Genomic DNA, 13,451 nt, shown 5'->3' with positions numbered 1-13,451 from the left:
GTAAGAAATGTCCGATCACACGAGGCGATTTCAAATGAGCGGTATCAATAAAGCAATCCTTCTGGTCGCGGGCCTCGCCCTTGCGGCCTGTTCTGATGCACGTTGGGATGACACCAACGCTGGCAATGGCGGCACTGGCATCGGTGGCGGTAGCACGGCAGACCCGTCCAGCCCGGCCTATTTCCGCGAAGCCATCGGCGATCGCGTGCTGTTCCTCGTAGATCAGTCCAGCATCTCGCCGGAGGCGCAGGGGATCCTTGACGGTCAGGCGCGCTGGCTGACGGCCAACCCGGCCTATGTGGTCACCATCGAGGGCCACGCGGATGAACGCGGCACCCGTGAATACAACCTCGCGCTTGGCGCGCGCCGTGCGAACTCTGCACGCGAATACCTGATTTCTCAGGGCGTCGCAGCCAGCCGCATTCAGACGGTCTCCTACGGCAAAGAGCGCCCGATCGAGATTTGCTCTGAACAAAGCTGCTACAACAAAAACCGTCGCGCGGTGACCGTGCTGGCGGGTGGCGCAGTGAGCTGAGACGGATGAGTAATTTGCGGCAGATCTTGCTGGCGTCGGCGCTGATTGCGGTCAGCGCCATCCCCGGCGTGGCGCAGGACCGGGAGCAAACCTTGGCGGATATCCGTCAGGAGCTGACGGTTCTGCATGTGGAAGTACAGCGTCTCAATCGGGAGCTGTCGACTACGGGCGCGCCGTCCGCGTCGCTGGCAGGGTCGTCCGTTCTGGATCGCGTAACGGCGATTGAGGCGGAGCTGCAAAGGCTTACCGCCAAGACGGAACAATTGCAGCACCGCGTCCAGAGCATTGTCAAAGACGGCACCAACCGGATTGGCGATCTGGAATTCCGTCTTGTCGAATTGGAAGGCGGAGACCTGTCAAAGCTCGGAGAGACCACCACCTTGGGTGGTGACGTCGAGGGAGAGACAGATACCGGTCAGGCCACATTGCCCGCAACTGGTGGCGAGAGTGGTGCGCTTCCGGGGGGCGGTGAACTCGCCGTTGGTGAAGAGGCCGACTACAAATTGGCGATGAGCGATCTGGAAGCTAAAAATTACCAGGCCGCTGCGGATCGGTTTGCGAATTTCAAGCTTGCTTACCCAGGAAGCCCACTGACCGCCAAAGTAGATTTTGGCCTTGGCAAGGCGCAGGACGGGTTGGGTGACACGCGCGAAGCTGCGCGTTCCTACCTGGCGGCTTTCACCGGTGATACCGCTGGCGCCATTGCACCCGAAGCATTGTTTGAACTGGGCGCCGCGCTGGGGCGTTTGGGACAGACCGATCAGGCTTGCATCACGCTGGCTGAAGTCGCCGTACGCTTCCCCAATGATCCTGCGGTGACCGCTGCAGAGGCGGAGCGGTCTAAACTGGCGTGCTCCTGACACCGACAGAAGAGGCCCTGATCGCTGAGATCAGGGCTCGTATCGGTGTATTGCCCTCAAAGCTCGGCATCGCTGTCTCTGGTGGCAGCGATTCTATTGCGTTGATGCATTTGCTTGCGGCACTGGCGCGCAAGAACGGTGCAGACCTTGCGATCGCCACTGTGGACCATGGCTTCCGTACCGATTCGCTGATCGAGGCACGAGGGGTCGCACAGCAGGCCGCAGATCTCGGGCTGTCGCATGACATTCTAACATGGCGGCATCCTGCTCAATCTGGGAATCTTCAGGCCGAAGCCCGCGCCGCCCGCTATCGATTGTTAGGGGAGTGGGCGATTGCGCGTGGAGTTGAAGCGGTTGCTGTCGGCCATACCGCAGACGATCAAGCCGAGACTTTTTTGATGCGTTTGCGACGCGCATCTGGGGTGGCCGGCTTGTCCGGTATGGCATCGCGCCACCATCGGGACGGCATCGAAATTTTGCGTCCCTTGCTCGGAATTCGCCGCAGCGATCTGCGCTCTTACCTGACAGCCCGTGAAATCAACTGGGTCGACGATCCTTCCAATCTCGATATGAAATTTGAGCGCGTCCGCGTTCGCGATGCACTGAAAGCACTGGAACCTCTTGGCCTGACCGTAGACGCATTGACGGCGGTGGCTGACAATATGCGGATGGCTGATGATGCCCTTGAGGCCGCAATGCGAGCGGCTGCCGCGACGCTTGGACAGGTGCGTCTGGGCATGGTTGTGCTTGATCATACAGGCTTTACCACCCTTGACGATGAATTGGCCCGCCGCATGCTGCTGTCGGCAATCGCATATGTGAACGGTGCAGAATACCCGCCACGACGCGCGCCAGTTCTGGATGCATTGCAGGCTTTGAAAGACGGCCGTGGCGTGACCTTGCAAGGCTGTCAGATTGTCGTTCGCGGTAGTCAGATCTGGATCGGCCGTGAGTATGCCGCAGCGCGTCAAGCCTGTGTCTCGTATTTGCCAAGCGCCAGCAAACATATTTCTTGGGACGCGGCGTGGGCAATTTCCGCACCAAAGGACTGGACGCAGCAGGTGGAGATTCGCGCGCTAGGTGAGGATGGGCTCGTATTGATCGACGATTGGCGCCAATATGAGGCCCCGCGAGAGCTGCTAAAGTCGCTCCCATCGGTGTGGCAGGATGCGAACTTGATCGCCGTTCCACCGCTTGAGGAGCGCTCAGACTGGGTTGCTGCGGCAATCCGACGGCCCGAGACATGGGCACGACCCGCTTTATCGCATTGAACCTGACCAAATCATCCTTATTTTAGGTGCAACTGATGGTCGTCGCGTGCTAGTGCCGTGGCGTCCTTGGAATTCTTGGGAGAGCCATTTTGGGCAACGCACGCAATATCGCCTTCTGGGTAGTTCTGTTCCTGCTCGTTGTGACCCTGTTCAATCTGTTCAGCGGGTCCGGCAGCACACTACAGAGCCGCGAGAAGACTTATTCGGAATTCGTGACCGCCGTTGACGGTGGAAACGTCAGCACTGTGACGCTGGATGGCGAACAGGTTCGCTACACGACTTCCGATGGCCAGAGCTATACCACGATCAAGCCGGGAGACGCTGAAGTCACCCAGATGCTGATCGACAACAACATTCCCGTGCGCGCGGAAAAACAGCAGCAATCGACGTTCCAGTCGTTCCTGCTGACTCTTCTGCCGTTCCTGCTGCTGATCGGTGTCTGGATCTATTTCATGAACCGCATGCAGGGCGGTGGCAAAGGCGGTGCCATGGGCTTTGGCAAGTCCAAGGCCAAGATGCTGACCGAGAAGCATGGTCGCGTCACCTTTGACGATGTCGCTGGCATCGACGAGGCCAAGGAAGAGCTGGAAGAGATCGTGGAATTCCTGCGCAACCCGCAGAAGTTCTCTCGTCTCGGCGGCAAGATCCCCAAAGGTGCGCTGCTGGTGGGTCCTCCGGGCACGGGTAAGACGCTGCTGGCACGCGCGATCGCGGGTGAGGCCGGTGTGCCGTTCTTCACCATCTCCGGGTCTGACTTTGTTGAGATGTTCGTGGGTGTTGGTGCAAGCCGCGTGCGCGACATGTTCGAGCAGGCCAAGAAGAACGCGCCCTGTATTGTCTTTATCGACGAGATCGACGCCGTGGGCCGCCATCGTGGTGCCGGTTATGGCGGCGGCAATGACGAGCGCGAACAGACCCTCAACCAGCTGCTGGTTGAGATGGACGGGTTCGAGGCCAATGAAGGCGTGATCATCCTGGCGGCAACGAACCGCAAGGATGTGCTCGATCCGGCCTTGCTGCGTCCTGGTCGTTTTGACCGCAACGTGACTGTCGGCAACCCCGACATCAAAGGCCGTGAGAAGATCCTCGGTGTGCACGCCCGTAAGACGCCGCTGGGCGCCGACGTGGATCTGCGCATCATCGCACGTGGCACCCCCGGTTTCTCCGGTGCAGATCTGGCGAACCTTGTGAACGAGGCCGCGCTGATGGCCGCGCGTGTCGGGCGTCGTTTTGTCACCATGGAAGACTTCGAGAACGCCAAGGATAAGGTGATGATGGGCGCGGAGCGCCGCTCCATGGTCTTGACCGCCGATCAGAAGGAAAAAACCGCATACCACGAGGCCGGTCACGCCGTTGTGGGGCTTAAGCTGCCCGAGTGTGATCCCGTCTATAAGGCGACCATCATTCCCCGCGGCGGTGCGCTTGGTATGGTGGTGAGCTTGCCGGAAATGGACCGCCTGAACTGGCACAAGGATGAATGTGAACAGAAGCTGGCGATGACCATGGCGGGCAAGGCCGCCGAGATCATCAAATACGGCGAAGGTCACGTCTCCAACGGTCCCGCAGGCGACATCCAGCAGGCCAGCCAGTTGGCCCGAGCGATGGTGCTGCGCTGGGGCATGTCCGACAAGGTCGGCAATATCGACTACGCCGAAGCGCATGAGGGCTACTCTGGGAATACCGCCGGGTTCTCCGTCTCTGCCAACACCAAGGAACTGATCGAGGAAGAGGTGCGCCGCTTCATCGAGGATGCGTACAAACGTGCATATCAGATCCTGGAAGAGCACAAAGACGAGTGGGAGCGTTTGGCGCAGGGTCTTCTGGAATATGAAACCCTCACCGGAGAAGAGATCAAACGCGTGATGAACGGTGAACCACCGCAGGCGGACGATGACGCCGATGATGATGCGGATACCGGAGCGACCTCTGTCACGGCAATTCCGAAGGCCAAACCTAAAAAGTCCCCGCCCGAAGGGGATATGGAGCCAGAGCCGTCTTCGTAACGGCAGATCTCTGTGCATGATGAATGAGGAAATAGCCGCAGGGGTCCCTGCGGCTATTTCGTTTTGCAGCGAAGGCATAATTCACTTCGGCGTGAGTGTTGTCATTAAACTGTCACATGAACCTTGAAACTGAACCATGCAGTTCAAATCTACACCAGAAGCTTTTCTATTTCTGGTGCGTTCATGCATTCAAACACGACCCATGTAGCGACTGCCTCTCAGGCAGGTCATGCGACAAAAATCATTTCTGCGCCGGTTGCGTTTTCAGCATTGATTGCTGCTAGCGTCGGATTTGCAGTTCTGGCGACTGCTTTTTATTACACGCCTTTTCACTCTGGCTTGCATGAGGACGGCCCGGTTGAGAAAGTCTCGGCCGCGCTTTGGGCGTTGTGTGCCATCATGGTGTTCTATTTTGCCACGCTGCCTGGACTGCGAAAGCACTGGCAGGTTCCGATGTTGTTCTCGCTATTGTGCGCCCGTGAGTTGGATTTCGACAAGCGGTTCCTAAGCGAAGGCATTTTACAGCTACGCCTCTACTCGGGGGATGCGCCGCTTTGGGAGAAGGCCATCGGAGCTACTGTCATTCTCTTGGTGCTGATCGTTCTGTGGCGATTGCTACGGGTAAACGTGCCCATTCTGATGTCGGGTCTGCGGCATCTGAGTGCTTGGGCGTGGGGGGGCGTATTCGCTGTTGGTTCCATCGTTGTGGCCAAGAGCATCGACGGCATCGGGCGTAAATTTGCGGATTTCGGTGTGACGCTCGACCCGCAGCTTATAGAGACCGCGATGGTCTATGAGGAGCTGCTGGAGCTCTTCGCAGCGGCAATCGTGGCATGGTCAATCTGTCTCGTTGGGGCGCAAATTTGGCGAGATAAGAAAGCATGATCACGCCTTGTTGTCGGTGAAACTTTGTCTAGACTGCCCGCATATTTCGACAGCAGAAAGATAGCGACATGCCCGTATTACGTGAAACCAAGTTCTCGGGTGAGATTACTTGGTTGGGTATGGTTCCCGCAAATGCCGGTATTCAAGCCGAGGCCCGCGACATGTTGGACTTCGGTTTCAGCGGTGTCGCGGGTGAGCGGCACGAAGGAGCCCAGCGGCCGTCCTGTGTGCGGGTGAAAAATCTCTACACACCAGGCACCGAAATTCGTAACACCCGTCAGGTGACCATTGTCTCGGAGGAAGAGCTTGCTTTGATCGCCGCGGATATGGGCCTAGCGCAGCTTGATCCGCGACATCTGGGAGCGACCATCGTGTTGCGTGGCATCCCCGACTTTACACATGTGCCGCCAGCGGCCCGACTGCAGGGGGCTGATGGGGTGACGCTTACGGTTGATATCGAGAATCGTCCTTGTGTCCTGCCGGGCCGGGAGATTGAGAAAGATCACACCGGGTTTGGGCCAAAGTTCAAGACCGCAGCCGAGAATCGGCGCGGTGTCACCGCATGGGTTGAACGTCCCGGACAGCTGAAACGCGGTGATAGTCTGCGCCTGTTTGTGCCCGATCAACCAGCCTGGGTCGGCGAGCACTGAAGACCCGGCATGGCATCTCGGCCTGTTTCGATAGTTTCGGGAAAAGGGTCCGCGACGTTCTGGATCGCAATTATGTCGGAAACCAATGGCGCGGTTTGTTTCAGACTCGCTAATCGTAGAGTCATTCTCGGTGTCCGCCACCGGGCCCTGCAACTCCACATCTAGGAAACTAGGCTATGAGCTATAAGAGTGACATTGAGATCGCCCGCGCGGCGAACAAGCTCCCGATTCAGGAAATCGGCGCCAAATTGGGTATGAAAACCGAAGACCTTCTGCCCTATGGCCACGACAAGGCGAAGGTGAGCCAAGAGTTCATCAACTCCGTGCAGGGCAATCAGGATGGCAAGCTGGTCCTCGTGACCGCGATCAACCCGACGCCAGCAGGCGAGGGCAAGACCACCACCACCGTGGGTTTGGGGGATGGCCTGAACCGTATCGGTAAGAACGCAATGATCTGCATCCGGGAAGCGTCCCTCGGGCCGAACTTCGGCATGAAGGGCGGCGCAGCTGGTGGTGGCTACGCGCAGGTTGTGCCCATGGAGGAAATGAACCTCCACTTTACCGGTGATTTCCACGCAATCACCTCGGCGCACTCGCTGCTGTCGGCCATGATCGACAACCATATCTACTGGGGCAACGAGCAGGACATCGACATCCGCCGCGTTGCCTGGCGTCGTGTGGTCGATATGAACGACCGCGCCCTGCGCCAGATCACCGCGTCGCTCGGCGGTGTGTCCAACGGCTTCCCACGCGAAACCGGGTTTGACATCACCGTGGCCTCTGAGGTTATGGCGATCCTCTGCCTGGCAAACGACCTGAAGGATCTTGAAAAGCGTCTCGGCGACATCATCGTGGCCTATCGCCGCGACAAGACCCCGGTCTACTGCCGCGACATCAAGGCCGAAGGCGCGATGACCGTTCTCTTGAAGGACGCTATGCAGCCGAACCTCGTGCAGACCTTGGAAAACAACCCCGCCTTTGTACACGGCGGCCCGTTTGCCAACATCGCACACGGTTGTAACTCTGTCATCGCGACCAAGACCGCGCTGAAAGTCGCCGACTATGTTGTCACCGAGGCAGGCTTTGGTGCCGATCTTGGCGCTGAGAAGTTCATGAACATCAAGTGCCGCAAAGCGGGCATCGCTCCATCTGCGGTGGTGGTTGTCGCAACTGTACGCGCAATGAAAATGAACGGTGGCGTGGCCAAAGCCGACCTTGGTGCGGAAAACGTCGATGCGGTCAAGAACGGCTGCGCGAACCTTGGCCGCCATATCGAGAACGTCAAATCCTTTGGCGTGCCGGCGGTTGTCGCGATCAACCACTTCGTCACCGACACCGACGCAGAAATCAACGCGGTGAAGGAATATGTGGCCTCCCACGGCGTTGAGGCGGTTCTGTCCCGTCACTGGGAACTGGGCTCTGAGGGCTCTGCACCGCTGGCGGAAAAGGTCGTGGAACTGGTCGAAGGCGGCTCCGCCAACTTCGGTCCGCTCTATCCGGACGAAATGCCGCTCTTCGAGAAGATCGAAACCATCGCCAAGCGCATTTATCGCGCCGACGAGGTTCTGGCTGATGCCAAGATCCGCAACCAACTGAAAGAATGGGAAGAGGCGGGCTACGGTCACCTGCCGGTCTGTATGGCGAAGACCCAGTACTCTTTCTCGACTGATCCGAACCTGCGCGGCGCACCCACTGGTCACTCTGTTCCGGTGCGTGAGGTACGTCTTTCGGCAGGTGCTGGCTTCATCGTGGTTGTCTGCGGCGAGATCATGACCATGCCGGGTCTGCCACGCACCCCGGCGGCGGAAAGCATCCGCCTAAACGAAGAAGGTCTGATCGAAGGCTTGTTCTAAGGCTCGAAATGGGCAATCTGCGGCCCGGGGCAAATGCCTCGGGCCGCAGGAGTTTTGAAAGAGAGATGACCCACCGCAAACCGCCGCAAGACTGCGCCGACATGTCCGAACTGCGTCAGGCGATCGATGCCATCGACGTAGAGTTGGTAAAACTGCTTCGGGATCGCGCCGATTACATTGATCGCGCCGTGACACTGAAACAGGCAAATGGATGGCCTGCGCGTATCCAGTCCCGGGTGGAGGAAGTCATCGCCAATGCGTGTCGCGTGGCCGAGGCCGAGGGCCTCGATCCTCAGCTGGTCGAATGCATTTGGCGCGATATGGTGGATTGGTCGATTTCGCGTGAGGCGCGTGAAATCCCAGAGACTTGAGCTGACCCACCCCTGAGGTCGGCACCCTGAGAAGGATTGATACAATGGCAGCAGAAATCATCGACGGTAAGGCCTTTGCGGCCAAGGTCCGCGGTCAGGTGGCCGAACATGTGACCCGCCTGAAAGAAGAGCACGGCATCACCCCCGGTCTTGCTGTTGTGCTGGTGGGTGAAGATCCCGCCTCTCAGGTCTACGTGCGATCGAAGGGAAAACAGACCGTTGAGGTCGGTATGAACTCTTACGAGCACAAGCTGGATGCCGACACCTCAGAGGCTGATCTGCTGGCACTGATCGGCCAGCTCAACAATGACGCGTCAGTGCATGGTATTCTGGTTCAATTGCCGCTGCCTAAACATCTGGACGAGGACCTGGTGATCAACTCCATCGCGCCGGAAAAGGACGTCGATGGCTTCCACATTTCAAACGTAGGCCTGTTGGGCACCGGGCAGAAATCCATGGTGCCCTGTACACCGCTTGGGTGTCTGATGATGTTGCGTGACCATCATGGGTCTCTGTCTGGCATGGATGCGGTTGTTATTGGGCGTTCCAACATTGTCGGTAAACCAATGGCGCAGCTTTTGCTGGGCGACAGCTGCACCGTAACGATTGCTCATTCGCGCACCAAGGATTTGCCGGATGTGGTGCGTCGCGCGGATATCGTTGTGGCCGCCGTGGGCCGACCCGAGATGGTGCCGGGCGATTGGATCAAGGAAGGTGCGACTGTTATCGACGTGGGCATCAACCGGATTGATGCGCCTGAGAAAGGCGAGGGCAAGACCCGGCTTGTCGGGGATGTGCACTACGAAAGCGCAGCCGCTCGTGCCGGGGCGATCACCCCGGTTCCCGGTGGCGTTGGTCCGATGACCATCGCGTGTCTGCTGGCCAATACGGTGACTGCGTGCTGCCGCGCGAACAACCTCGCGGAGCCTGAAGGGCTGACGGCATAAATCGGAGCCAGATCGCTCAACGCTAAACTCCCGCCGGATGCACCGAGCGGGAGTTTTTTTGTTCAAATGGGAGCGTAGACGGATGGCTAATCAGAGTGCGACGGGGACCATAGTGCCTTGCAGTATGGCGATGAGTTTCTCCTCCTCGTCCGTAACCGCGTGGACTTCGGCGGTTACGACAATCAATCGACGACCCGGTTTTATCACACGGCCCGTCGCGCGCAGGTAATCCCCAGCGCCGGGCGCAAGTAAGTTGATCTTGATCTCGGCTGTCATGACCTCGTGATCATTGGGCATTCTTGTAAGCGCGGCGTAGCCTGCGGCAGTGTCGCCAAGCGCAAACGTGAGCGCAGCATGGGCGACTCCGTGTTGTTGGCGACTGCCGGGCAGAACCGGCGCAGTGATTTGCACCTCACCCTCTGTGACGCGCGTTAGGTCTGCACCAAAGGTTTGCATCATGCTCTGTTTGGCGAAGCTCTGACGGATACGTGTTTCCATTTCCTGCCCCTGTGTTTTCAACTGCTGATCTTATCGATCAAAGAGCAGGAGGTGGCGCATAACGTTGCGACCACCCTGCGTGCACATGAAAAGGCTTACTTCACGATCACTTCATCCTTGACGAACATATTCGCCCAGGCGCGATCTATCAGTTCCGGCGACATCTGATAGGGGATGCCCTCAAATTCACAGATCGAAATCATCTGGTCGATCAGGAACACAGGCTGATAGTTCGCATAGACATTGTTGATGGTTGGATACTTGCTCTTGAGGAGATGCACCAAGGTGGCCTCGTCCAGCGGCATGCCTTTCTTGCGGGCCACCATCGCAAAGATCTTGAGAAAGTTTTCCTGATCCGGGCCGTCGATTTTGATTTTGAAGAAGATCCGGCGCAGGGCCGCTTGGTCAAAGATCTCGTTGGGATGGAAGTTGGTTGAGAAGATCACCAATGTATCAAAGGGGACTTCGAACTTTTCGCCCGATTGCAGAGCAAGAATATCCTTATTTTCTTCGAGCGGCACAATCCAGCGGTTAACCAGCGCTTGCGGGCTTTCGGCCTGACGGCCAAGGTCGTCGACGATAAAAATACCGCCAGTGGATTTGAGTTGCAGCGGTGCCTGATAGGTCCGTGCGGTCGGGTTATAGACGAGATCCAACATCGACAGGGATAGCTCACCACCGGTGACCACCGTGGGACGCTCACAGCAGACATAGCGTTCGTCAAAGCGGCGGCGCTTTCGCAGGGCGTTGGGGTCTTCGGGTTCGGCTTCGACCTCGGTGTGGACAATCGGATCGTAGACCGTGATGACCTGACCTGCGTATTCAATGGCGCGCGGGACATAGACCCGATCGCCGAGCGCGTCGCGAATACCGTTGGAGATAGAGGATTTCCCGTTGCCGGGCGGGCCATACATCAGGATGGAGCGACCCGCGCTGACGGCGGGGCCGAGGTGATCCAGCAGGCTATCCGGCAGGATCAAGTGGCCCATCGCGGATGTAAGCTGCTGGCGTGTCACCATAATGTTGCGGATCGACTGGCGTTTGACCTGCTCACGGTAGACATCCAAGGGGACCGGCATTGCGCCAAAATACTCCGACTGTGACAAAGCATCCAGCGCGCGCGCCTTGCCTGCGTCGGTCAGTTGATAACCCATCTCATTACCAGAGTTGGCGTTGAGCGTACCTGTGGCTTCGAGGAGCTTTTGCTCACGCGCCATGTCCACGAGTTCCTGCGTGACCGAGGTGGGCAGGCAGATCGCGCTCGCCAGTTCTGTTACCATGTCAATGTTCTTGCGGAACATCGTCTTAAGCAGGATATCCCGCATCATCACCAGTGGCAGGCGCATTTCTGCCAGGCCTTTGGGGGCAGGGGGCGACATGACGGTCAGATTCTGCATGTTCATTGGGCGAGCCTCTTTCGCGCGATCAGGACGGCGCAGCCGTCGTTCAGGTCTTGGAAAGAGAATATTCAATACTGTGGCAAGACCACGGCAGGCCTGCAGCATTTCCGCGAAGGACCGAGGTGATTTTCAGGAAATTTCCGCCACATGCGCAGGGTGCGGAGGCAGGTCTAGATCGTCACGAATGCAGCAAGGCAGAGGTAGATCGCAAGCGTTGCACCGAGGCACAGACCCATCGGAAATTTGACGCCGACGTTCCAGCTTTGCCAGTCGGGCGCGAGGCGTCGTAGCGGGGTGTGGCGGGCGAGGCGATGTGCCAAGAAGCCCGACAAAAGCGCGGCGGCAAAGATGATGATGATCAGTTTAAGATCGGAAAATGCCACGTAAGGCGCTGCTGCACCAGCAAATTTCGCGTCCCCCGCACCAACAAGGCCGCTGGCATAGAAAAGATATCCAATAGCGATACCCGCAGGAAGATGCAGCAATTGCCAGCCGTAATCTGCCCACGTTGGCATCACGAGTAAGCCAAGGAAGATGTAGATCAGCGCAAGCGTGTCCACCGTCCAATTGGGGATGCGCATGCTCCGCAGATCCGTGAGGGCCACCACGTAGCACAACGGCAAAACAAAAGGCAGGAACCACAAAGCAGCCTGAGGTGGGAAATGCATCTGCTCAGGCTCCGATCAGCCGTTTTCAAGCGCTTCCAAGGCGCGTGCGGCGGCATCGAAATGCTGCGGGTGGGTCTCAATCGCTTCGCGCAACAGGCCCTCGCCTGTGCTGACATCCCCCTGTTTCACCGCAGAAAGCGCCATTGTGTGCAACAGCTGTGCACGTTCTGTCTGCGTCATGCTGATAACGGGCAGGCTGTAATTGCGCTGTGCACCCCGTGCGAGCACGAGGTTGTTTTTTGCTGTGAACAGATTTGGGTCCTGACGCAGCGCTTCGCCAAAGAGCCGCTCTGCACCGCTGTAATCGCCGCGTGTGAGCTTGGAATAACCCCAGTTGTTAAACACGCCTGCAGGCTTGGTCGTCAGGCCGACCGCAGTGTCATAAAAGCTGTCGGCCGCTTTCCAATTCTGTTCGGAATCGGCGATCATCGCTTCGAGACGGTAGCGTTTGAAGGTCTCATGCGTCGGTGGCACAGTATCGAGCACCTTGCGAGCCTTCTCCCATTCATTGTTGCGAATGAGCGCATCGGCCAGTTCCACACTGTCGGCGCTTTGCGCGTCAGGCAGGTCGACAACGCGTTGCCACGCGGCTGCGGCCTCGGTGTAGCGTTTGGCCCGAATGAGCGAAGCGGCAAGACCACGGTTCAGATCAACCCGCTCAGGCGACTGCTTTACGCTGCGTTGAAAATAGGAGACGGCCTCGTTCGGATCAGCGCTGTTCAGCACCACACTGTTGAGGTTGCTTTCATCGACGACATTGACGTCCTGAAGCGCGCGATCGACGGCTTCTTTGTCAATTTCCTTGCTGCAAGACGCAAGGGCCAGCGCCCCGATCAGCCCTGCGGACAATAGAACCATGTGGCGCATTTTGCTGCGTCCTCTTCTGCTCTGCCTCTGGCGTTACGGTGTCGTTTCGATGCGGTATACGCCGCCACCTTTTCGCACCAGTTTATCTTGTTCGCCTGTGGCAACACTATGCCCTGTGTTGTCAAGATTTTCGAGTGCGATGCGCAAATTATCGCGGATTGCGTCACTTTGGCCATTGTCCAGCGCATAGGCGCGGCGCAGTATCTGTTCGGCCTCGGCGTATTTGCGTTGTTCCAGCAAGACCGTGCCCAGATTATTGAGTGCTTCGGGCCATTGTGGCTCTTTGTCAACCGCTTGACGCAGCAGGGTTTCTGCCTGCCCAAGCCGTCCCAGGCCGAGACTGGCTGAGCCAAGCCCCGAGAGAACTTCTGCGGTGAGACCCTCTTCTAATGCGGCACGGTTGAACGCGTCCATGGCGAGTTCATATTGACCCGCGGCAAGCAATCTATGGCCGACTTCCAAACCGCTGACAGTGTCGCCACGCCGGTCAACACCGGGCGCCCATACGCCATCGGGGCCAACGGGAGAAAGTCGTTCACCTTGTCCCGACACACAAGCCGCCACCAGCGCGACGGCACTGATGGCGGCTGTGGGTGAAACAAGGCGAATGAGGTAATGGCGCCTGTTTCGAAAGTTCATTGTG

14 protein-coding genes are annotated in these 13,451 nt (G+C 58.1%); 9 read left to right on the top strand and 5 right to left on the bottom strand.

The features are described from left to right. Positions 1-34 precede the first annotated feature (34 nt). From pal to folD, 9 genes are all read left to right on the top strand, one after another. Entirely contained in the window at positions 35-535 is a 501-nt protein-coding gene (gene pal / locus K529_RS11285; RefSeq protein WP_005628003.1) for a peptidoglycan-associated lipoprotein Pal, read from the top strand. A 5-nt stretch (positions 536-540) separates the two neighbouring features. Further along, complete coding sequence (locus tag K529_RS11280; protein WP_005628006.1) at positions 541-1,395, top strand: tetratricopeptide repeat protein; 855 nt, start codon at positions 541-543, stop codon at positions 1,393-1,395. Then, positions 1,386-2,666 (top strand): tRNA lysidine(34) synthetase TilS, encoded by a 1,281-nt coding sequence (gene tilS / locus K529_RS11275; protein WP_005628009.1) that lies wholly within the window; start codon positions 1,386-1,388, stop codon positions 2,664-2,666. Before K529_RS11280 ends, tilS begins: the two co-directional genes overlap by 10 nt. Before the next feature lie 89 nt (positions 2,667-2,755). Further along, positions 2,756-4,669: an ATP-dependent zinc metalloprotease FtsH gene (gene ftsH, locus K529_RS11270; protein ID WP_005628012.1), complete on the top strand. Its 1,914-nt coding sequence runs from the start codon at positions 2,756-2,758 to the stop codon at positions 4,667-4,669. Positions 4,670-4,852: 183 nt separating this feature from the next. Continuing rightward, on the top strand, positions 4,853-5,554 hold the full coding sequence (locus K529_RS11265) for a hypothetical protein (RefSeq protein WP_227512318.1): 702 nt from the start codon (positions 4,853-4,855) through the stop codon (positions 5,552-5,554). Positions 5,555-5,622: 68 nt separating this feature from the next. Then, the gene (locus K529_RS11260; protein WP_005628017.1) at positions 5,623-6,204 is read left to right on the top strand and encodes an MOSC domain-containing protein; all 582 of its coding nucleotides are present in this window, start codon (positions 5,623-5,625) and stop codon (positions 6,202-6,204) included. 176 nt (positions 6,205-6,380) lie between these two features. Continuing rightward, positions 6,381-8,057 (top strand): formate--tetrahydrofolate ligase, encoded by a 1,677-nt coding sequence (locus tag K529_RS11255; RefSeq protein WP_005628019.1) that lies wholly within the window; start codon positions 6,381-6,383, stop codon positions 8,055-8,057. Between the two features lie 65 nt (positions 8,058-8,122). Beyond that, positions 8,123-8,428 carry a chorismate mutase gene (locus K529_RS11250; protein WP_198528091.1) on the top strand — a complete coding sequence of 102 codons (306 nt, stop codon included), beginning with the start codon at positions 8,123-8,125 and terminating at the stop codon, positions 8,426-8,428. 44 nt (positions 8,429-8,472) lie between these two features. Next, positions 8,473-9,375, top strand: coding sequence for a bifunctional methylenetetrahydrofolate dehydrogenase/methenyltetrahydrofolate cyclohydrolase FolD (gene folD, locus K529_RS11245; protein WP_005628026.1), 903 nt, complete (start codon positions 8,473-8,475; stop codon positions 9,373-9,375). 90 nt (positions 9,376-9,465) lie between these two features. On the opposite strand, the gene K529_RS11240 is transcribed toward folD, so the two are convergent. From K529_RS11240 to K529_RS11220, 5 genes are all read right to left on the bottom strand, one after another. After that, a complete protein-coding gene (locus K529_RS11240; RefSeq protein WP_005628029.1) occupies positions 9,466-9,873 on the bottom strand; it encodes a PaaI family thioesterase in 408 nt (135 codons plus the stop codon). Positions 9,874-9,968: 95 nt separating this feature from the next. Beyond that, complete coding sequence (locus K529_RS11235; protein ID WP_005628033.1) at positions 9,969-11,276, bottom strand: ATP-binding protein; 1,308 nt, start codon at positions 11,274-11,276, stop codon at positions 9,969-9,971. Positions 11,277-11,443: 167 nt separating this feature from the next. Next, positions 11,444-11,941 (bottom strand): prepilin peptidase, encoded by a 498-nt coding sequence (locus K529_RS11230; RefSeq protein ID WP_005628036.1) that lies wholly within the window; start codon positions 11,939-11,941, stop codon positions 11,444-11,446. A 15-nt stretch (positions 11,942-11,956) separates the two neighbouring features. Further along, a complete protein-coding gene (locus K529_RS11225) occupies positions 11,957-12,808 on the bottom strand; it encodes a tetratricopeptide repeat protein (protein ID WP_005628038.1) in 852 nt (283 codons plus the stop codon). Between the two features lie 33 nt (positions 12,809-12,841). After that, positions 12,842-13,447, bottom strand: a complete 606-nt coding sequence (locus K529_RS11220) for a tetratricopeptide repeat protein (RefSeq protein WP_005628040.1) — start codon at positions 13,445-13,447, stop codon at positions 12,842-12,844. Positions 13,448-13,451: the final 4 nt, after the last annotated feature.

It is taken from the genome of Tritonibacter mobilis F1926 (assembly GCF_000376545.2).
In the GTDB taxonomy this organism is placed as follows: Bacteria; Pseudomonadota; Alphaproteobacteria; order Rhodobacterales; family Rhodobacteraceae; genus Epibacterium; species Epibacterium mobile.
This window is presented reverse-complemented; position numbering and strand designations above follow the sequence as displayed.

Excerpts from the sequence above, each read along its gene's own strand:
- pal (WP_005628003.1), top strand. The coding sequence starts at position 35 with ATGAGCGGTATCAATAAAGCAATCCTTCTGGTCGCGGGCCTCGCCCTT.
- K529_RS11280 (WP_005628006.1), top strand. The coding sequence starts at position 541 with ATGAGTAATTTGCGGCAGATCTTGCTGGCGTCGGCGCTGATTGCGGTC.
- K529_RS11265 (WP_227512318.1), top strand. The coding sequence starts at position 4,853 with ATGCATTCAAACACGACCCATGTAGCGACTGCCTCTCAGGCAGGTCAT.
- K529_RS11260 (WP_005628017.1), top strand. The coding sequence starts at position 5,623 with ATGCCCGTATTACGTGAAACCAAGTTCTCGGGTGAGATTACTTGGTTG.
- K529_RS11255 (WP_005628019.1), top strand. The coding sequence starts at position 6,381 with ATGAGCTATAAGAGTGACATTGAGATCGCCCGCGCGGCGAACAAGCTC.
- K529_RS11250 (WP_198528091.1), top strand. The coding sequence starts at position 8,123 with ATGACCCACCGCAAACCGCCGCAAGACTGCGCCGACATGTCCGAACTG.
- folD (WP_005628026.1), top strand. The coding sequence starts at position 8,473 with ATGGCAGCAGAAATCATCGACGGTAAGGCCTTTGCGGCCAAGGTCCGC.
- K529_RS11240 (WP_005628029.1), bottom strand. The coding sequence starts at position 9,873 with ATGGAAACACGTATCCGTCAGAGCTTCGCCAAACAGAGCATGATGCAA.
- K529_RS11235 (WP_005628033.1), bottom strand. The coding sequence starts at position 11,276 with ATGAACATGCAGAATCTGACCGTCATGTCGCCCCCTGCCCCCAAAGGC.
- K529_RS11230 (WP_005628036.1), bottom strand. The coding sequence starts at position 11,941 with ATGCATTTCCCACCTCAGGCTGCTTTGTGGTTCCTGCCTTTTGTTTTG.
- K529_RS11225 (WP_005628038.1), bottom strand. The coding sequence starts at position 12,808 with ATGCGCCACATGGTTCTATTGTCCGCAGGGCTGATCGGGGCGCTGGCC.
- K529_RS11220 (WP_005628040.1), bottom strand. The coding sequence starts at position 13,447 with ATGAACTTTCGAAACAGGCGCCATTACCTCATTCGCCTTGTTTCACCC.